This window comes from Pseudoalteromonas sp. SD03, assembly GCF_040937955.1.
GTDB lineage: Bacteria > Pseudomonadota > Gammaproteobacteria > Enterobacterales > Alteromonadaceae > Pseudoalteromonas > Pseudoalteromonas tetraodonis.
The window spans coordinates 498,410-519,837 of the sequence record NZ_CP162514.1 but is presented as its reverse complement, the minus strand read 5'-3'; the positions used below and the strand labels follow the sequence as shown (position 1 = coordinate 519,837).

Sequence of the window (21,428 nt, the reverse complement as noted above, 5' to 3'; positions counted from 1 at the left end):
TTAGACCAACTTAAATTTATCTAATAGCTCAACGACTTGTATTTTGTTATTCCACATCAATACATCTATAATCGATAAATGAGGAATAAATTCGTCATTATTCTGTGAGTATTCATATTTTTCAGTTTCGATAAACGATAAACATATTTCTTTTTCAAGAAAATACTCTTTATCATAAAGCGATTTTCCACCAGGGCTATTTATGTAATCATTTGATTTTAAAATACCAGCCATAGCTATCAACTTATCGGCAGCAGATAAATCACGGTTATACTCGAGTTCACTTGAATAATAAAAGTCTTTACTAATACCTAAATAATCAAACACGACTGAAATACTCTTCGCACAAAGATGATCCACACGTCTGTTTTCATTATTCAATACGGATTTAATAAGTGGAAAAACATGCTCAAAGTAAGGGGCTTTTTTATAACTTTGTTCAATTGTTTTAAGTATTTTTTTTATATTTTTATCAAAGCTTAGTTCATTAATTAATGTATTTGATGACATGCCAGGCACCGGGATAGTAAAACGCTGAGCTTTACCATTTGATAGAATGTTATTCCGATTTATATAGCCTCCTTTTATAAAGGTTACATCGTCATAAAAAACAAATTTATCTACAGCATTGACCAATTGATAATAACCTAAATAAGGGAATAAATAAGGCTGCATTACAGCAAAGCTCATAGTATTTCCTTAATAACGTTAGTGACGGTTAACACATCTTCAGCGCTCATAGAGTTATGCAATGGTAAACAAATGATCCCGCCTGCTACCTTTTGACTGTTGCCGCAACCAAAGCTTTTTTGTTTGCTATAGGCTAGATCAAGTGAGGGTGTAAAATAGCGACGGCATTGAATATCATTTTTAGCCAGAGCTTGCATTACATCTTTCTGCTTTTGTGCATCCGCGATGTATATAGGCATATAAGCACCATTGAGGCTTGCTTGCGAATGCCATTGTGGTAATTCAACCACATTTTTCAACTGATTTGTGTAGTTATCAAATAGTGCTGTTCGATGCTTTATAACACTTTCAATATCATCAAGTAATGTTAAACCTACAGCACATTGGTATTCGTTAAGTTTGGCATTGATACCTGCCGCGCCAAGTGTTCCATCAGCTTGTATACCAAAATTGATCAGTTGCTTAGCTTTATCAAAATCAGCCTTACATTTGAAAATAATAGCGCCACCTTCAACCGTATGGAAAACCTTAGTAGCATGAAAACTTAACGTGCTTGCATCACCATAATTAAGCACTGATTGCCCAGCTATTTTCACATCAAAAGCATGTGCCGCATCGTAAATTACTTTTTTATTATACTTATTGGCGACGTCAGCTATATCGTGAACATTACATGGGTTACCATAGACATGAGTTGCAACTACGCCATCGTAGTTATTATCTTTTGCGAGCGCTTTATCAAGTGCTATTGGGCATAAGTTATAGCTGTGCATATCAATATCACTGAATGCTGTGTCAATGCCTTGCCACAATAATGAGCTAGTCGTTGCTACAAAAGTAAAAGGAGTTGTAATAGCTGAATTAATATTTAATGCTTTACAAGCGACTTGAATTGCGATAGTACCATTAGAGACTAGCAATAAGTTTTCAACACCTAGATACGCCTCTAGACGCTTCGTGAGTTGCTCATGTAATGGACCAAAATTAGTGTACCAGCCACTCTCATTGACTTGCGCTAAATAAGCAGTCAACTTAGTTAAGTCTGGGGTTAGTGGTTTATTAAGTGCTATCATTATTTAATCTTTTATCAATTGCATTAGGTATTGGCCATAACTATTTTTTAAAAATGGTTTTGCTAGTACTTCAAGCTCTTGCTTACTTAACCAGCCATAATTAAATGCAATTTCTTCCAAGCATGCGATTTTATAGCCTTGGCGTTTTTCTATAGTTTCTACAAATTGTGCGGCTTCAAGCAAGCTTTCGTGCGTGCCTGTATCTAACCAAGCAAACCCACGACCAAGTATCTCAACATTTAGTTTACCTTGCTCTAAATAAATTTCGTTAAGGCAGGTAATTTCAAGCTCACCACGCGCTGAAGGCTCAACTTGTTTCGCTAGTTCAACTACGGAATTATCATAAAAATAAAGGCCTGTTACTGCAAAGTGTGACTTTGGCTTAACTGGCTTCTCTTCAATTGAAATTGCTTTTTGTTGCTCATTAAATTCGACTACACCAAATCGCTCAGGATCTTTAACTTGGTAACCAAATACTGTTGCATCTTTTCCACTTTTAGCATTCTCTACAGCCTGTTTTAATTTAGGTGTAAAACCTTGGCCATAAAAAATATTATCACCCAATACTAAACATACATCGTCATTTCCAATAAAGTCTTCGCCTAAAATAAAAGCCTGCGCTAAGCCATCGGGGCTTGGCTGTATTGTATAGCTAAGCTCAATACCAAATTGTGAACCATCACCCAGTAAACGCTTAAATGAGTCGCTATCTTCTGGAGTAGTAATAATAAGCACTTCTCTAATTCCAGCTAGCATTAATACCGACAGTGGATAATAAATCATTGGCTTATCATAAATTGGTAATAACTGCTTTGATACCCCCATTGTAATAGGGTAAAGACGAGTGCCCGAGCCGCCCGCGAGGATAATCCCTTTCATACTACTCTCCTTCTACACGTGTGTTTAGTTCACCTAAGCGCTCGCGCTTGTATGAACCATCTTGCACATTTTTACACCATGTTTGGTTATCTAAATACCACTGAACCGTTTTGCGAAGCCCTGTTTCGAAAGTTTCAACAGGCTGCCAGTTAAGCTCTTCACTCATCTTTGATGCATCTATAGCGTATCGGCGATCGTGCCCTGGCCTATCATTAACAAATGTTATTTGTTCGGCATAACTCGACTTTTTTGGCACCAACTCATCTAGAATACTGCAAATGGTTTTTACTACTTCAATATTTTGCTTTTCGTTATGTCCGCCAATATTATATGTTTCGCCAACTTTACCTTCAGTTACTACTTTATATAGTGCACGTGCATGATCTTCTACATAAAGCCAATCACGAATTTGGTCGCCTTTACCATAAATTGGCAGCTCTTTCCCCTCAAGTGCATTAAGAATAACCAGAGGAATTAGTTTTTCAGGGAAATGGTAAGGGCCATAATTATTTGAGCAATTTGTAATTATGGTAGGTAAACCATAAGTACGCAGCCAAGCACGCACTAAATGATCGCTTGACGCTTTGCTCGCGGAATATGGGCTACTCGGTGCGTAAGCTGTTTTTTCGGTAAACAAAGGTAGCGTTTTACTCTGCGCATTATTTTCTTGTTCATCAGGATGCGGTAAATCACCATATACTTCATCGGTAGATATATGGTGGAACCTAAATACATTTTTAGCTGTATCAGTTAATGTATTCCAATATTCGCGAGCGGCTTCTAATAAATTATACGTGCCTACAATATTGGTTTGAATAAATTCCGCAGGTCCAGTAATTGAGCGGTCGACATGACTCTCAGCAGCTAAGTGCATAACGGCGTCAGGCTGATACTTTTTTAAAATACGATCTAATTCTTCACGGTTACAAATGTCAGCCTGCTCAAATGTATAACGAGGATTGTTATCTATAGGCCTGAGTGATTCTAAATTACCGGCATAAGTAAGCTTATCTAGGTTGATAACCAGATCACTTGTATTCTCAATGATATGACGGATAACAGCAGAACCAATAAATCCTGCACCACCAGTTACAAGTATTTTCATATTATTTTTTACCTAAAAACTCTTTATACCAAGGCATTGCTTTACTTATACCTTGCGATATTTTGAATTCTGGCTCGTAGCCTAAATTGTTCTTAGCCTTACTCACATCTGCTTGAGAATGGCGTACATCACCAGCTCTAAAATCTCTGTAAGTAGGATCTTTTTTAACAAAAATTGAGCTCTCACTCAGGGCTGCTTGAATAGCTTTGTATAAATCATTTAATGTAGTTCGATCGCCTACTGCTACATTATAAACATTATCTTTGACATCATCTGAAGCTGTAGCTGCTAAAATATTCATCTGAACTGTATTTTCAATAAAGCAAAAGTCTCTGCTGGTTTCGCCATCACCGTTTATAAAAACCTTTTCGCCTTTTATCATATCAGCGGTCCATTTTGGAATTACTGCAGCGTATGCTCCATTTGGATCCTGTCGCTGTCCAAAAACATTAAAGTAACGTAAACCGATTGTTTTAAAGCCATATGTTTTTGCATAAACACCTGCATATAATTCATTAACATATTTAGTTACCGCGTAAGGAGAAAGCGGGTTACCAATATTTTCTTCAACCTTTGGTAATGCAGGGTGGTCACCATAAGTAGAGCTACTTGCAGCATAAGTAAAGCTTTTAACGTTAGCCTCTTTTGCTGCTTGTAACATATTTAAAAAACCAGTAATGTTAGCTGCATTAGTTGTAATCGGATCAGCAATTGAACGTGGTACAGAGCCTAATGCTGCTTGATGTAATACATAATCTATTTTGTTATTTATGGCTACTTCGCAATCTTGATAATTACAAATATCACCTTTGATAAATGTAAAACGACTCCATTGTTCACTTGAAACCAAGCCTTTCACTTCATCTAAATTATACTGATGACCAGTTGCAAAATTGTCTAGTCCGACAACAACTTGATTTAATTTTAACAAGTGCTCTAAAAGATTTGAGCCTATAAAGCCAGCGACACCTGTTACTAACCAAGTTTTAGGGGAGGCCAATAATTCAGCTTTAATTTGTTCGTAACGAGTCATGGTATTCCTTGATTCGAGCTTCGAGCTTCGAGCTTCGAGCTTCGAGCTTTTAATAATAAAATCTAGATTTAACAAAACAAAGGGTAAATAAAAACTTGAATCTTTTGCCTTTACCCTTTAATCAAAATTGTTTACAGCCTCATATCTACACTTTGTTTCGGTAGTACGTATTTTAAGTCGTAAAGTACATGATCAACTTTGCCTAGCCCACGAATTTTATCAGCACCCATTTCTTTAAATTCGTTATGTCCGACTGCAAGTATAATTGCATCATAGTTATTCTCTTTATACTCTGTAGTTAGATTCAAACCATATTCATGTTGAGCTTCATCGTTTGAACACCAAGGGTCCACTATATCCACATTAATATTGTATTCTTTGAGCTCACTAACGATATCGACAACTTTAGTATTACGTAAATCAGGACAGTTTTCTTTAAATGTTAATCCCATTAGCAGTATATTTGCGCCATTTATCTGAATACGCTTTTTAAGCATTTTTTTTACAAGTTCAGAAACTACATGCTTGCCCATACCATCGTTTAATCTTCGTCCCGCTAGAATCATTTCTGGGTGATAACCTACGCTTTGAGCTTTATGAGTTAAATAATATGGATCAACACCTATACAATGCCCTCCCACTAAGCCTGGTCGAAATGGTAAAAAATTCCATTTTGTGCCTGCAGCCTCCAAAACTTCTAGAGTATCAATATTAAGTTTGTTAAAAATAATAGACAGCTCATTGATCAAAGCAATATTTACGTCACGCTGTGTGTTTTCAATCACTTTTGCCGCTTCAGCAACTTTAATAGAACTTGCTTTATGCGTTCCCGCTGTAATTATTGATTTATAAAGTTGATCAACTATTTCAGCAATCTCAGGTGTTGAGCCTGAGGTTACCTTTAAAATATTTGTAACACGGTGCTCTTTGTCACCGGGATTTATTCTCTCAGGAGAGTAACCTGCGTAGAAATCCTCATTGAACTTAAGCCCAGAAATTCTCTCAACTACAGGTAAGCAAGCTTCTTCTGTTGCGCCTGGGTATACTGTTGACTCATAAATAATTATATCGTTTTTTTTAACAACCTTACCAAGCATTTCACTAGCTTTCACTAAAGGGGTTAAGTCAGGTTGTTTATGCTCATCAATGGGTGTTGGAACTGTAACAATATAAACATTACAATTCTTTAGCTCAGTCACTGCACTTGAGTATTTCAAATAAATCGACTCTTTAAGCTCATTATCAGAAACTTCTAGTGTAGAGTCATACCCTTTTTGTAATTGCTCTATTCGACTTTGATTAATATCAAACCCCAATACAGAGTATTTTTTACCAAACTCGACCGCTAAAGGCAGTCCCACATATCCAAGACCGATAATACCAATATTTATGTTTTCAAAATTCATTACCAAATTCCTTTTGTATCAATCAAAAAGTTACTTGATACTTTCTTTTCTCTAAATTGTATGTGATCAACTAACAATAAATGAATATCTGCATTTTCAATTGCATACTCTAAAGTGCATAACTCAATGGCCGTCATATTATTTGGTAAGGATTTAATATTAGGCTCAACTGCAATAACGTTTCCTGAGTGTATATTTACAACTTGTTTAGTTATATTTAATGCAGGGCTTTCTCGTAAATCGTCAATATCAGGCTTAAAAGCTAGACCATAACAAGCAATAGTCACATCTTTGGCAGTTTTATTAGGGTTTTCTTGTAAAAAATCAGCTATAGCTAGTTTTACTTTATTAATTACCCACTGTGGCTTTGCATCATTAACCTTACGCGCTGTATGTATTATTTTCGCCTGTTCTGGTGTTTTACTAACAATAAACCATGGATCTACAGCAATACAATGTCCGCCAACACCTGGACCTGGTTGTAGAATGTTGATTCGAGGATGACGATTGGCAAGTGATATTAACTCCCAAACGTCTATGTTTAGCTTGTCACAGATTATTGATAACTCATTAGCAAACGCAATTTGTACATCTCTACATGAGTTTTCTGTCAATTTAGCCATTTCAGCAGTACGAGCATTAGTAATTACGCATTCGCCTTTTACGAAGGTTTTATAGAGCTCTACGGCAAGCTCTGAACACTTTGAAGTCATACCACCTATTACGCGGTCATTTTCCACCAGTTCGCGAACTACATGCCCAGGTAGTACACGTTCAGGGCAGTGTGCTAAATTCACATCTATATTTGCATCTGTATAGCTACTTTCAGCACTAGGGAATGTTAAATCTGGGCGGGCAGCAGCTAACCAATCAGCCATTTGTTCAGTCGCCCCAACAGGAGATGTTGACTCCAATATTACTAAGTCCCCTTTCTTAAGAACCGGTGCAATAGCCTCACTAGCTTCTTTGATATAACTTAAATCAGGCTCAGGTATTGCTGAATCGTTATTTTTGAACGGGGTTGGCACTGCAATTAAAAATGCATCTGCTGGCTCAGGTTTTGTTACCGCTTTTAAATACCCTTCAGTAACAGCGGCATGAACTATCATATCTAGATCGGGTTCTACTATATGGATCTCACCACGATTTATAGTATCTACCGCATGTTGATTTACATCAACACCAATTACGATTTTTTTACGTGATGCAAACATGGCTGCAGTTGGCAAGCCAATATAGCCCAAACCAACAACTGAAATAGTATTAAATGACATGATAATCCTTGTGTATGTAGGTTCTAGGTTCTAGGTTCTAGGTTCTAGGTTCTAGGTTCTAGGTTCTAGGTTCTAGGTTCTACAAAATTCTAATTTTAAATTTTTTGATACAAGCATTGTTTATATGTTTTATAGCTTGTGAATATATTCTTTTTAATATTGTGACGCGATATAAAATCAATACTACCAATTAATCTTTTGCTAAAATATCGCAAATGCGTTGGCACGCTTTACCATCTCCATAAGGATTATGGGCACGGCTCATTTCCTTATATGCTATGTCATTTTCTAATAGTTCATTCAATGCTGTAGTTATTTTAACCACATCAGTACCAACTAATTTTACTGTACCTGCATCTACAGCCTCTGGGCGCTCCGTAGTATCGCGCATAACAAGTACAGGCTTACCTAGGCTAGGTGCCTCCTCTTGAATGCCACCAGAATCAGTTAAAATAATGTTCGCACGATTCATTAAGTAAACAAAAGGCAAATACTGTTGAGGCTCGACTAGATGTATATTATTTATACTCTTTAAAATACGATTGACTGGTTCTTGAACATTAGGGTTTAAGTGAACAGGATAGAGTATTTGACAATCTGGATGATTTTTAGCTGTTTGCGCTAATGCTTCGCATATTCGCTCAAAACCACCACCAAAACTTTCACGACGATGCCCTGTTACTAAAATAAGCTTTTTACTTTCATCAAGCATTGAGAACTGCTCAGCCAAGGTGCTACTTAATTCGGTGTTGTCTTCTATTTGCTGCTTAACCATTAACAAGGCGTCTATCACTGTATTACCAGTTATGAAAATACTTTTTTCTGCATAATCTTCTTTTAGTAAGTTCGCTTTAGAAGTATCCGTTGGCGCAAAGTGATACTTTGTAAGTGCCCCAGTTAATTTGCGGTTTCCTTCTTCAGGCCACGGTGAATATATATTTCCAGTACGTAAGCCAGCTTCAACATGTCCAACAGCTATTTGCTCATAATAAGCCGCCAAACTTGCGGAAAATGTAGTCGCAGTATCTCCATGAACAAGCACTACATCAGGTTTAAAGTCTTTAAGTACAGGAGTTAATTCTAATAAAATTCCACTTGTGACTTCCGGCAATGTTTGACCTGCTTTCATTAAATTTAAATCATAGTCAGGAGTTATTTCAAATAAATCTAAGACTTGATCTAACATTTCTCTATGCTGTGCAGTAACACATACTTTAGATTCAAAACGGTTATCATTAGAAAGAGCACGTACAACAGGAGCCATTTTTATAGCCTCTGGCCGTGTACCAAATACCACTAGTACTTTCTTGTTGAGCATATAAAGCACTCCTAAATTTGCAGGTTATGAAATAAAAATCGCAACGAATTATTTTTTTAAAAAGTATCTAAAAAGAATGATAATGAAACTGATCATTCCACCTAAAAAGGTACCTAAAACGCAGATAAGTGCTCTTGCGGGCTTTGCTTTCTGCTCAGGAATAATTGCCGGATCTATTATTTTAAATACATACTCATCGCGTACATTTGCAAACATTATGGTCTTTGCCTGCTCTTCAACTAACTTATAAAGAACAGCTCTAATATCAGCAATCTTAGTTTGCTCTAACTGCTGAGTCAGGAAATCGGTACTCTCGTTAGCTTCAATAACGTCTCTTGCCTTCATTGTTTGGTTTATATCATCTATTAGCCAATTAACCCATTGCTGAGCAACTACAGGCGAAACATGTTCAACTGATATAGTGACCATTCCAGTTTCTTCGTTCTTATTTGCACTTATAATTTTTATAAACTTTTTATAAGCCTCTTGCATTGAAGGTTCAGGTTTATAAGGAGCTTTTACTTCTCGCACCCATTTATTTTGCTCTACATCATAAAACTTTTCGTCATAAAGAACTGTATTTGTTTCACTATTCCACGTTTTAGCCGCCATTAAATCAGGTAATATGTCATATTTATTTATAAATTCACGACTAAATTTACGTGATCTTAGGATTTCAATTGCTAACTGCGTTTTATCAACATTACCATTTGCTCCTAAGTTCACTCCTGCTAAGCTGGCCAAGCCACCAAACTGACCTACCAAGCCACTTGTCTTATCTTGCTCTGCAGGCGCTAATAACGCTTCAGATTTATAAATATTAGGCAGATTTACTGCATAGTAGACTGACGCAGAAGCAAACAAGGCTGTAATAATTACTATTATCCATTTCCCTTGCCAAATAGCGGTAAATAGTTCGCGTAGGTCTATTTCGTCATCGGCAATGTTGTTTTGCACTGGTGTATTTGCTTGATTTAGGTTGTTTGAGTTGTTTTCCATTTAAATCTCATAAGTTCAGCTATCAGCTATCAGCTATCAGCTATCAGCTATCAGCTATCAGCTATCAGCTATCAGCTATCAGCTATCAGCTATCAGCTATCAGCTATCAGCTATCAGCTATCAGCTATCAGCTATCAGCTATCAGCTATCAAAAATTGAATAACTAGAACATTAGGTCAAGTTATTGTTTTAGGTTTTAGGAACTTTAGCTCGTCCCTCGTAACACCAAACCTGCTACTACATTTGCGCGGCATAAAGCCCCGTTTACAAAACCATTTTGAACCACAGAGTACACCGAGGCGCTGCGCGCTACACAGAGAAGAAAAGCTTATATTGATAAAAGCCTTTAACTTTGATCTCTTCCTCTGTGTTCTCTTTACCCTCTGTGGTGAATAAAATCACTAACAGACGCGACATAAAGTCGCTGCTACATAAGCGCGGGATAAACCCGCGCTACATTATATTAAATACCGCTTATGGCTGCTACTGCTACACCTAGTTGATATAGAATCTGTGTTGCGGTGCTCCAAAGCGTTAACTTATCCATATGGCCTGCATCTAGTGGGACAACAATGGTATCGCCAGGTTCAAGTTGGTTTGAGTTATTAACTGCAAACCAGTTGCCGGTATTTGGTATTTTTACTGAGCCGTTGGCTTTTATAATGTAAATACGGTCATCAGCAGCGCGCTCTTTTAAGCCACCGCTTAGGTCTATATATTCGTCTACGCTGATACCTGCTTTATATAGGTGCGATGTAGAGTAATTAACCTCACCTATTACACTGATTGAGTCACGTTCACTAGGCACATAAAGTACATCGCCATCTTGCAGTACTAGGTTTTGCTCATTGTTAACAATAAGCGGTAAATCTATAACTAAACGGCCTACGGCATCAACGTTAGCCAGGTCCTTCAAAAGCTTATTCATTTCATCGTAAGTAAGTGTGTTGCTACTTACTGAACTTTGAAAGCTTTTTGATGCTATATCACGGCGAAGCTCGGTAGATAAACGCGCTAGCTGTTGTTGCTCTTGCTCTTTAATTGACTTGCGAGTAAATACAGCGGCATTAGTTGCTGCAAACTGTGAAAAACCACCTGCGCGTTCTAGTAAGTTACTTAAAGTTTCACCGCGGCGAATAGTATAGGTGCCCGGAAATTTAAGTTCACCCTTTAGCTCTACTTTTAAGTTTTCTTGCCAATTTGGTATAGCAAATATATTTACGCTGTCTTTACTTTGTAATGAAATATTAGATGCCGCTTTACCTTGCATAGCACTTTTTAAATCAAACTTAATATGCTCAATGTTTGATACATCGTTATTGGCAATTCTTGTTACTTCAGCTTGTTGTGTGTAAGCCGATTCTAACAGGCCGCCCGCCGCAGTAATTAGGTCTTTTACTTCACCGCCTTCCATTAACGGGTAAATGCCTGGGTACATTACACTGCCGCTAATTTCCACTATTTGCATCGCCTGCATTACACCGGCCTGCTGCTCTAACTTAGCAATTACGGGTTTAAGTAAATTATGGCGGCTAAACAACGCATAACTTTGCGCATTTTCTTCTTGCTCTTTAAGCTTTTTCTCAAGCATTTCCGCCATGCTTAAATTTGGATTTACCTCTTCAAACTCTGACTTTTTAACCGCCACACCAACGTATTTTTCAAACTCTTTTTGTTGGTATTCATGCCAAAGCTCTGCTTTGCGCTGTTGATCTTGCTGCTCTTTAGTTAACGCTAAATTTGCAAGCGCTATATCTTCTAAAGTTTTTTCTTCAAAACGACTGAATACAATAATTTTATCGTTAGGGTTAAGTTGTAAGTTGTTCTCAGTATTTTTTGTAATGGCTTTTGCTAAATCAAACTGATGAATTTCAATATCACCATTTACGTTGGTTTCGCGCACTACTAATGCATAATCTAAATCGGCCTGTGGTAGTAAGTCACCACGTACTGAGCCTAATATGTCTGAAATACGCTTACCCTTGTACCACTGGTAATTACCTGGGCGTACTACAGCACCAATTAAACTAATTGAAGTTTGGTATTGCTCACCAATCGCGCTAAAACGAATACGATCGCCATCTTGTGGAATGTAGTTAACTTGCTCTTTGCTAAAATCTACCGAAAGCACTTCTTTATGTTGGTTATTAAAACGTTCAACTATCACACTTTTAGCGTAAGCATTTGGCTTGATGCCGCCCGCCATTTTTAATAATTGTTCTGCCGTTTCGCCTTTTTTAAGCTCAAAAATAGCAGGGCGTTTTACTAAACCATCAACGGTTACTTGCTCGCCAACCGAAGGTATAAATACCACGTCACCCGGCTTTAAAATAATATCGTTACTGCTATCACCGCGAATAAGTAAATCGTATAAATCAAAGTTAGTAACAACCTTACCACCGCGCTTTACTTGAATATTACGCAGTGAGGCTATATCCGACACGCCACCACTTACAAATAATGCATGCGACACTGTAGTCAATGACGACACACTATAACTACCTGGCTTGTAGGCCTCACCTAAAACCAAAATACGAATACTGCGAAGTTTACCAAGCGATACAAACGCTTTAACACCTATAATCTCTTGTTCAACTTTTACTTTTATTAACTCTTTAACTTCAGCAAAGGTTAAGCCAGCTACCTGAACAGGACTTAAGTCGGGAATGTTAATACGTCCTTCCCTATCAACGATGACTTCGTAGCTTGCGCTTTCTTTACCGTAAAAGTTGATTAATAGCTGATCGCCACGCCCCACTAAATACGTATCGGGTACTGCGGCGTTTTCGTTGGGCATAAATGTGGTGGGTTCGCCGGCAAATAAGTCGTAACCAAATGGTTTTACCGTGTTATCTTCGGGCTTAAAGCGTTCTTCATCTGTAAAAGCTTGTTCGTCGGCGGTATTACGCTCACCTACTGTGGGTTTATCTTGTTCGTTATTTTTGCCACTGGCATTGCCTGCACCTCCAAGGCTTGAAATATCTACGCCATATTGCTTTGCAAGTGCCTGCTGTTGAGACTTAGGCAACTTTTGAAACTGCTCAAGTTGAGCGGCTGTTGGCGCAAATGCTAATGTGCTAAAGCTACATATAAGTACAAAAGCACTTAATAAATGTTTAATAACGTTCACGAGTAGGTATTTCCCTAGGTCTACAACCAAAATTGTTGGGTATCATACATTATTTATGAGCAAATAAAAAAGGGACTTTAGCCCCTTTCATAGTTTTATTACAATTAATTTACTACTTGATGTTAAAAGCTGTAAACCAATGTTAATGAGGTCTCAGTGTCGGTTGCTTCTTTGTCATCAGCCACATCTGAGTTATTGGTGATATTGTAGGCTACTTTCATTTGTAGCGAGCCATTAATTTTAGTAAGTAGCGCAGTTTCTGAGCGAGTTTTGGTATTGGTATCACCATATTCTACCGATACTAACTGGGTAAAACGCGCGTTGTCTGAAATTTTCCAGCTAAAGTCTAATTTACCTAAAGCAATTACTTCGCCTTCGTATTCACCCGCTAGTGAGTTGCCGTTTTCATCAACCTCTTCGCTTACATCTGGGTATTTAAAGTACTTATAACCTGGACCAATTTCAGCATTTAGTTTCATGTTTGACTCGTTTAGTAAACGTAAACCATAACCTGCTGAAATAACCGACTCACTTCGGTATGCACCAAAGTAGTCAGATACGTGTGACCCATAAATAAATAAGTGGGCGTGCTTTTCATTTAACTTGTAATTACCTTGTGCTGAAATAGAGTACTTTTCGTTAGTACGCTGTTTTTCTTTTATGCCATTTTCGTTCTCTACTTCATCTTCTTTGTAGATGCCGTCTAACTTATACTCGTTATTCCAGCTTTCTAAGTTATGTAATACTTTAATACCGCCTTTTAAGGTCGTTGTTTCGGTATTACCGCTGGTAATAATAGCGCCTACTTCGCTGGTAACTTCCCAGGTTTTTTGCTCATCTTCTGATGCAAATGCATTGGTTGTAGCTGAGGCTGCTACTAATATTGATAAAAGCTTAAGTTTCATTAAAAAATAACCCTGTAAAAAATGTATTAATACCTATTAAAAAGGCAGCGCGCATATTAATAAATCGAATTTGAGCGCAGCCTTAATAAATAAGTATTTTAAAAAATTAGTCTTGCTTGTGTAAATGTACATCCATTTGCGGGAATGGAATGGTAATGTCTGCGTCGTCTAACGCTATTTTAATGTTTTCCATTAACGACCAGTATGTTGGCCAGTAATCTTCTGAGTTAACCCACGGGCGCACTATAAAGTTAACGCTTGAATCGGCAAGTTCAGAAACTGATACATTGTATGCAGGATCTTTTAAAATACGCGATTCGTTATCAAGCACTGATTTAAGTACTTCTTTTGCTTTTCGTAAGTCGGCGTCGTAGCCAACACCAATCACAAGGTCAACGCGGCGTGTTGATTCGCGCGAGTAGTTAATAATTGCATCTGACATGATTTTTGAATTAGGCATTACAATAACTTTGTTATCGGGTGTGCGCATTTCAGTTGAGAATATTTCGATTTTTTTAATCGTACCGGCTTTACCGCCCGCTTCAACATAGTCACCTGATTTAAATGGGCGAAGTAGAATAATTAATACGCCTGACGCAAAGTTAGATAACGACCCTTGCAGTGCTAAGCCAACGGCTAAACCTGCCGCACCTAAAATAGCAATAAATGACGTAGTTTCGATACCAATTTGTGACAGCGCCATTAAAATAGTGGCTGCAAATACAATGGCATATACAATACTAGAGACAAACGATGAAACCGCTTTATCTACTTTTTTCTTGTCGAATGCTTTTTCGGTTAACTTTGCACAAAATTTAGCAATTCGTCCACCCAGTAAAAATATAACAAGCGCTATGACTGCTTGAATACCGTAGTGTAAGATTAAGCCTGAATTTTCATTCAGCCAATTGAGTATTGAATCCATATTAACTCCTGATAGTGTTATTAAGCAGTTTAGCGGTGTTGTTTATTGTATTGTATTGTAAATCTTTAATAGGTGTTTGCAACGACCTTATTAAGGGTTAAAGCTACAAGGTTTAACGGCAACCACGAAAAATAAGCGTCATATTATAGAGCAATTTTTATACGTTGGTAATAAGTTTAATTTTTTTTGATTTTTTGCTTCACAAGCATGGGGATATTATGTATTATGCGCGCCACACCAAACAAGGTGTATGTAGTGGCGGTTGTAGCTCAGTTGGTAGAGCCCCGGATTGTGATTCCGGTTGTCGCGGGTTCGAGCCCCGTCAATCGCCCCACTATTTTCTAAGTCTCCTCAGTAATATCTAAAGTTAATCTCTAAATTATATTTACCCGATACAAAGCCAAGTCAGAAACAAAGAAACTGCGCCAACTTGTCTGTAGGCATGAGTTTACCTTACGCATTTATTAGATCTTAAACCTGACGCGACATAACGTCGCTGCTACCATAGATTTAAAAACTACACACGTAGCAGTGGATTTACCCTGCGTCTCGAAGACCGATGCCCGCATTTGAAGCTTTGAACATGTAAACTTAATAAACGCAAAATAAAGTCGCTGCTACATATTATTTAAGGCGTTCTTTCCACTGTGCAATAGGCAGTGGCTTTGAAAATAAATAGCCTTGAAATAAGTTGCAACCGCGCTGCTTTAAATAATTAAATTGCGCAGGTTCCTCAACGCCTTCAGCAACGCTGTTTACGCCTAAAGCACTGGCCATGTCGATGATCATATTCACAATAGTTTTACTTGAATTATCGTCAGTATCCATAATGCCATCGACAAAGTATTTATCTATTTTAAGCTCAGAAATTGGCAACTCTTTCAAATAACTCAGGCTTGAATAACCCGTTCCAAAGTCATCAATTGAAAACCTAAAGCCCTTTTTATTAAGTTCAAGCATAGTCTCTTTTACTAGTTCGATGTCTGACACTAAAGTCGTTTCGGTCAGCTCTATCACTAAGTTACGTGGTGACACTTGCCACTTATGAACACTGGCGAGCAATTTTTCCTTAAAATCGGGGGCTACAATTTGTTTAGCGCTAATGTTAACGGCAATACAGGTGTTTTTTCCTGCTCGGCTGACTTCATGCAGCAACTTACATACTTGATCAACCACCCAATCGCCAATTTTAATAATGGCTTCACTCTCTTCTGCTAGGGGTATAAATTCCCCAGGGCTTATTACGCCTAATTCCTCAGAATCCCAACGTAATAATGCTTCGGCTGAATTAAAGGTATTTTCATTAATAAATTGTGGCTGTAGTACCAGTGTTAATTCATCACTTTTATCAACATTTATTAGTAAGTAACGAATTTTATTGGTACGTTCGTAACGTTTTAATGCATCTAAATCTGCAAAGTAATAACCAAAAGGAGACAACTTTTTGGCTTGTTTTAGTGCGTATTCCAACTTATCAAACATAGAGCTATAGGAGTCTCTACTCGCATTAATAATTGTACTGCCCAACGAGGCGCTTAGTACCACATCAAGATCACTGATCTTATGTGAGAAGTTATCTAGCGCTAATATTTTAGAGTCTATACTTGGTTGTTGTTGCTCTAGGTAGGATAAGTCATTACTTATATTGGCGCTTATAATTAAAAAAGAATCGACTCCGCTTTTGTATAGCTTGTACTCGCCCTGTACCGCATTTGATAGTTTTTTAGCCGTTAAAATGAGTGCTTCGTTGCCCGCCTCAATACCATACTTAAAGTTAAATTGCGCTAACTTATCCATATCTAATAATGCAGCATATATATAGCCATTATTAATGCTGGCACTTTGAAGTAAACTTCTGCATTCGCGCTCAAACCACCGCTTATTTTTTAATCCTGTTATGGGATCTGAATAAGCTAAATTATAAATGGTATCTTGCGCTTTGAGTTTTTCACTAATATCTCTAACTACACCAATATATTCAACGCTTTGCTCATTAACGGCTTTGGTAAGTGACAATTCTATTTGAAAAATAGTGCCGTCTTTTTTTCTTGCAGGTAGTTGCCTACCAACACCAATAATTTTAGCCTCACCTGTTTGCTCATAATTTCGCATATACGAGTGATGCTTAGATGCATAAGGCTCAGGCATTAAGTTGTTAATCGACAAGCCAAGCATTTCATTTTGCTTATAGCCAAACATAGTTAATGCGGTTGAGTTACAGTGAACAATAACGCCTTGCTGATTAATAGTGATCACTGCATCATTTAAGTTATTTAAAATAGCTTCAAGGCGATTATTTTTATCATCAACCTTGGCCTTTAATTCATACTCTAAAGTGACATCTTCAAAAGCACCATGCACTTTAATAACCTGATGATCATCATTAAAAACAGGGTGACCACTCGTCCGTACCCACTTTTTATTGCCATGAGCATCTACAAACTCAAAGTCTTCACAATAAGGAAGACCATGTGTTTGCAAACGATTAAAAAAATCACGAATACGCGCTTGCTCTTTTTCACCAGCATAATGCGCAATCGCTTGTGTGGTCGTGAGCGGTTTGTGCTTATCAAGGCCATAAATATTATAAACCTCGGGTGAATAATTTAGCTCGCCGGTTGAAATTGTGTATTCCCACGTGCCTACCTTCGACATAGCTTCAACAGCACTAAATAGTGATTGCTGTGAGCTTGATTTATCTTCTAAAAAACACTTTTGCAAGAACACTGCTGTATAACTCGCAAAGCTAATTAGCCTTGGTAGGTGGTGCTTAATTGTTGGATCACTATTTAAATAAAGACCAACCAGTACGCCGCTTAATTGGCCTTCATCATTGCTTATAGAGACGCCAATGTAAGCTTGCGCATTTATAGTTTTTAGTAGCTTATTTTCAGGATAGTGTTGTTGTAATTCATCCGTTATAAAACACGCACTTTTTGAAGGCAGCTGTTCACAAGGCGAGCCTTCTAGCGAATAAGAAAAGTTATCAACGACCTCTGCGTTATGTAAAACCAACTGCGTAGTTGCTAATTTATCTTCATTTACAGAGGCAATAAATAAGTAATCGGCTTTAATTTCGTGCTGCAGTACTCTCAATTGTGCACTTAAATTTGCACATTGAGAATACGATACATCATAGGCTGCACCTATATCTAACTGCTTGCTATCCTTGCTCACTTTACTAACCTACTTTGAAAGAAAGACCTAATGACGCTAATGCTTTAGAGTGCTTTTCAATCGCATCAGACTCTGCCCCTACACAATGCGCTTGGGCTAAATTTTCTGAAGACGCACTACTAATATTGGAAATATTGCGGCTAATTTCTTGCGATACCATACTTTGCTCTTCCGCAGCGGTTGATATTTGCGTTGCTAAATCGGAAATATCTGTAATTGCCGCATAGACTTTTGAGACGATATCTTGGCTATTACGGGTTTCTTTAACACATGTTTCAGCAGCGTGTTTACCCGCTTCCATTGTTTTGGACCAGTTGAGTAGCGTAGATTGCATTTCAGATATTGAGACTTGAATTTGCTCTGTGGCGGTATGCGTTCTGCTTGAGAGTGCACGTACCTCATCAGCAACAACCGAGAAGCCTCGGCCATGTTCACCAGCACGCGCAGCCTCAATAGCGGCATTGAGTGCAAGTAAATTTGTTTGATCGGCAATCCCTTGTATCTCTTGCATTATACCACCAATTTTTTCAGCCTCTGTTGCTAACTCACTCGCAGAGCTTGCTGAGTTATCAACTTCAGTTGCAAGTAACGACACCTCTCGCATTGTCCCAGACATGGCTTGCGTTGCTGACTCACAATCTTGGTGAGCTTGTTGCACTCGTTGATTAGTGACTAAGGTGTTTTTTGCTACCTCGTCAATTGAATGCACCATTTCTTCGACCGCAGACGATACCTGATGTAATTCAGATGCTTCTTTTTCAACGCCAGCCTGCGCAGCTTCAGCACAAACTTTAAGCGAATCAGCTCCTTTGCTAAGGCTTAAAGTGCCATCAATAATACGCCCAACAATGGTCGTTACTTTACCCTCAAGTAATTTAATCCGAAAATCACTATAGCTGAGGCTATCGCTACCAGAATAAATATGCCGAGATACGCTATCTGGGCCTGCCTTGGTTTTTTTGATTTTGCTTTGCGAGCGAATTAACTCTTCATAAAAAATAACAAAAGGCAGAGGAACAAACAGCAAACATAACCAGAACATGTAACTTGTTAACCAAGCAATTAAAGCGGCACACCCAATAAATAGAGGCAATTTAAATGCAGCTAATTTTTCACTTAAAGGCGTAATTGATTGGCCGTTGTTTAAACGTTGGTAAAGCTTTTCTGCGCGGTGTTTATATTCTGGAAGGAGTTGTTGACGAACTGATTGATAACCTACTTTTTTACCGTTTTCGTAAATAGGGGTAACAAATGCATCAACCCAGTAATAACGCCCATCTTTACATCTATTTTTTACAGCTCCTCGCCATGCGGTATCGCTTTTTAAATTAGACCACATATCACCAAATGCCGCAGGTGGCATATCTGGGTGACGAACCATATTATGATTTTTCCCTTTTAACTCATTGATGGTATACCCTGAAACTTTACAAAAGCTATCATTTGCATAGGTGATAACCCCTCGTAAATCTGTTGTAGAAACTAATTCTTCGTCAATGCCAAACGAAACTTCCTGGTCTACCGTTGCTTGATTTCTTCTACTCATAGTGGGTGCTTCATTATTTTTTAATGGGTGAATTTGCGGGATGTTAATTTATAAATGTATAAAACACAATTATACATTATTACTATATTCTAACAGTTCAAAAGAGCCTGAAACTTCATATTACACCTCAGCTTAGTAAAAATATACATTTAAAAACATAAGGTTACAAAAACTCACAAAAACAAACGAGAATAGTTATTACTTTATTTTAAGCTTATATACAAAGTTTAAACACCAATCACTGCTTATAGAGTAATTTTAGACCGAAGCGATAAGGTTCGCCACAAAAGTGGCTAAAAAAAATGCCACCAAATGGTGGCATTTACACACGGGGGTATTTCTACTTATAGAAATTTTTTTACTATTTTGTTACGAAAAATATATATTAAAAAGGTAACATTTAGCCCATTATCTAGCAACATTTAACCGGGTTTTATCTTACAACCATTAACTCATCGGAACAGTCTTAATCATTACACCTTAATACATACGTATTTTTCTTCTAAGTACTCATCTAAACCCTGATGCCCGCCTTCACGACCAAGACCTGATTGCTTTACACCACCAAACGGCGCAACTGGGTTTGATATAACGCCCTCATTTACACCTACCATGCCAAACTCTAGCCCTTCGCTTATACGATAGATTTGTTTAATGTTTTGGCTATAAAAGTACGCAGCTAACCCATAAGGGACGTCATTAGCAAGCGCAAGTACTTCGCTTTCTTCATCAAATGGGATCACCGTTAATACAGGACCAAACACTTCTTCGTGATAAATATCCATTTGTGTAGTGACATTGGTGACTATTAATGGGTTTTGAAAACTGCCACCTAAATTGCTGTTATCTCCAATTAGCGTAGCGCCTTTATCAAGAGCGTCTTTAATCAGTTGTTGCACTTTCTCTTTTGCTTTGGGGTAAATAAGCGGCCCTATGTCGGCATTTTCATCAAAACCGTTCGCAACTTTGAGCGCAGCGACTTTGGGTGTAATTTTTTCAAGCACGTCATTTAATATATTACGCTGAATAAAAATACGATTTGCTGCAACACAAGCTTGTCCTGAGTTTCTAAATTTGGCCGCCATCAATCCATCAATCGCATCGTCAATATCAGCATTATCAAATATTATAAACGGGGCATTTCCCCCCAATTCCATTGAAGTACGCTTTATTGTAGACGCACATTGAGAGAGTAACTGCTTACCTACACCAGTAGAACCAGTAAAAGTAAACTTACGCACCACCTCTGAGTCTGTCAGCATTTTGCCAACCTTTTTGGCATCTTGTGACACAAGCACATTAAATGCACCTTTAACAAAGCCAGCCTGATCAGCTAAATAAGCTAAAGCGATAGCACATAATGGTGTGTGCTCAGAAGGCTTGAGTATAAAACTACAGCCCGCAGCATAAGCCGGCGCGACTTTTCGAGTCACCATAGCAACAGGAAAGTTCCAAGGCGTAATACCTGCTACCACGCCAATAGGTTGCTTGAAGCTAGTTAAACGATGACTGTTATCGGTGGCGGGGATCACATCGCCGTAGCTGCGTTTAGCTTCCTCTGCAAACCATTTAATAAAACCGGCGCCATAATCTATTTCACCAAGAGATTCTTTAAGCGGTTTTCCCTGCTCTTTAGTCATAAGTGTAGCAAGGGTTTGTTTGTGCTTGATCACTAGATCATACCAACGCATCAAGGTGTCACTTCGCTCGGTCGCATTGGTGGCTTTTAATTTTACAAAAGCGCCTTGCGCTGCTGTTATGGCATTTTTTACGCCTTGCTCATCAATATCACTTACATCAACAATACTTTGTTCGGTGGCCGGATCATCAACGCTAAAGCGTGAGCTAGTTTGATAAAATTCACCGTTAATAAACGAGTCTGAAAAAATAAGATCACTCAAAATATACCTCCAAAATGGGTTTTGGGCTTCGGGTTTTGGGCTTCGGGCTTCGGGCTTCGGGCTTCGG

General features: G+C 38.1%; 15 protein-coding genes and 1 tRNA gene. 1 reads left to right on the top strand and 15 read right to left on the bottom strand.

The features are described 5' to 3' along the window. The 12 genes from ABZP26_RS02475 to ABZP26_RS02420 form a co-directional block, all read right to left on the bottom strand. A complete protein-coding gene (locus ABZP26_RS02475; protein WP_090494769.1) occupies window positions 1-690 on the bottom strand; it encodes a WbqC family protein in 690 nt (229 codons plus the stop codon). Further along, window positions 687-1,763, bottom strand: coding sequence for a DegT/DnrJ/EryC1/StrS aminotransferase family protein (locus tag ABZP26_RS02470; RefSeq protein WP_090494770.1), 1,077 nt, complete (start codon window positions 1,761-1,763; stop codon window positions 687-689). Before ABZP26_RS02470 ends, ABZP26_RS02475 begins: the two co-directional genes overlap by 4 nt. 3 nt (window positions 1,764-1,766) lie before the next feature. After that, window positions 1,767-2,642 carry a glucose-1-phosphate thymidylyltransferase RfbA gene (gene rfbA, locus ABZP26_RS02465; RefSeq protein ID WP_368485326.1) on the bottom strand — a complete coding sequence of 292 codons (876 nt, stop codon included), beginning with the start codon at window positions 2,640-2,642 and terminating at the stop codon, window positions 1,767-1,769. Between the two features lies 1 nt (window position 2,643). Then, window positions 2,644-3,747 (bottom strand): dTDP-glucose 4,6-dehydratase, encoded by a 1,104-nt coding sequence (gene rfbB, locus ABZP26_RS02460; protein ID WP_090494775.1) that lies wholly within the window; start codon window positions 3,745-3,747, stop codon window positions 2,644-2,646. Between the two features lies 1 nt (window position 3,748). Further along, window positions 3,749-4,780 carry an NAD-dependent epimerase/dehydratase family protein gene (locus ABZP26_RS02455; RefSeq protein ID WP_290219207.1) on the bottom strand — a complete coding sequence of 344 codons (1,032 nt, stop codon included), beginning with the start codon at window positions 4,778-4,780 and terminating at the stop codon, window positions 3,749-3,751. A gap of 131 nt (window positions 4,781-4,911) precedes the next feature. Then, window positions 4,912-6,186 carry a Vi polysaccharide biosynthesis UDP-N-acetylglucosamine C-6 dehydrogenase TviB gene (gene tviB / locus ABZP26_RS02450; RefSeq protein WP_090494779.1) on the bottom strand — a complete coding sequence of 425 codons (1,275 nt, stop codon included), beginning with the start codon at window positions 6,184-6,186 and terminating at the stop codon, window positions 4,912-4,914. Continuing rightward, window positions 6,186-7,460, bottom strand: coding sequence for a UDP-N-acetyl-D-mannosamine dehydrogenase (gene wecC / locus ABZP26_RS02445; protein ID WP_090494781.1), 1,275 nt, complete (start codon window positions 7,458-7,460; stop codon window positions 6,186-6,188). Before wecC ends, tviB begins: the two co-directional genes overlap by 1 nt. A gap of 190 nt (window positions 7,461-7,650) precedes the next feature. Beyond that, window positions 7,651-8,778 (bottom strand): non-hydrolyzing UDP-N-acetylglucosamine 2-epimerase, encoded by a 1,128-nt coding sequence (gene wecB / locus ABZP26_RS02440; RefSeq protein WP_090494783.1) that lies wholly within the window; start codon window positions 8,776-8,778, stop codon window positions 7,651-7,653. A 48-nt stretch (window positions 8,779-8,826) separates the two neighbouring features. Next, window positions 8,827-9,777 (bottom strand): Wzz/FepE/Etk N-terminal domain-containing protein, encoded by a 951-nt coding sequence (locus ABZP26_RS02435; RefSeq protein WP_090494784.1) that lies wholly within the window; start codon window positions 9,775-9,777, stop codon window positions 8,827-8,829. Window positions 9,778-10,240: 463 nt separating this feature from the next. Further along, on the bottom strand, window positions 10,241-12,907 hold the full coding sequence (locus ABZP26_RS02430) for an SLBB domain-containing protein (protein WP_368485325.1): 2,667 nt from the start codon (window positions 12,905-12,907) through the stop codon (window positions 10,241-10,243). Between the two features lie 122 nt (window positions 12,908-13,029). Then, entirely contained in the window at window positions 13,030-13,812 is a 783-nt protein-coding gene (locus tag ABZP26_RS02425) for a YdiY family protein (protein WP_013464005.1), read from the bottom strand. A 106-nt stretch (window positions 13,813-13,918) separates the two neighbouring features. Further along, window positions 13,919-14,737 carry a mechanosensitive ion channel family protein gene (locus ABZP26_RS02420; RefSeq protein WP_013464003.1) on the bottom strand — a complete coding sequence of 273 codons (819 nt, stop codon included), beginning with the start codon at window positions 14,735-14,737 and terminating at the stop codon, window positions 13,919-13,921. 258 nt (window positions 14,738-14,995) lie between these two features. Here ABZP26_RS02420 and ABZP26_RS02415 point away from each other — a divergent pair. Continuing rightward, window positions 14,996-15,071: transfer RNA gene (locus ABZP26_RS02415), tRNA-His, on the top strand. A 290-nt stretch (window positions 15,072-15,361) separates the two neighbouring features. Here ABZP26_RS02415 and ABZP26_RS02410 read toward each other — a convergent pair. From ABZP26_RS02410 to ABZP26_RS02400, 3 genes are all read right to left on the bottom strand, one after another. After that, a complete protein-coding gene (locus tag ABZP26_RS02410) occupies window positions 15,362-17,914 on the bottom strand; it encodes an EAL domain-containing protein (protein ID WP_368485324.1) in 2,553 nt (850 codons plus the stop codon). A 4-nt stretch (window positions 17,915-17,918) separates the two neighbouring features. Beyond that, window positions 17,919-19,460 carry a PAS domain-containing methyl-accepting chemotaxis protein gene (locus ABZP26_RS02405; protein ID WP_058154133.1) on the bottom strand — a complete coding sequence of 514 codons (1,542 nt, stop codon included), beginning with the start codon at window positions 19,458-19,460 and terminating at the stop codon, window positions 17,919-17,921. A gap of 473 nt (window positions 19,461-19,933) precedes the next feature. Continuing rightward, the gene (locus ABZP26_RS02400; RefSeq protein WP_368485323.1) at window positions 19,934-21,361 is read right to left on the bottom strand and encodes an NAD-dependent succinate-semialdehyde dehydrogenase; all 1,428 of its coding nucleotides are present in this window, start codon (window positions 21,359-21,361) and stop codon (window positions 19,934-19,936) included. Window positions 21,362-21,428 lie beyond the last annotated feature (67 nt).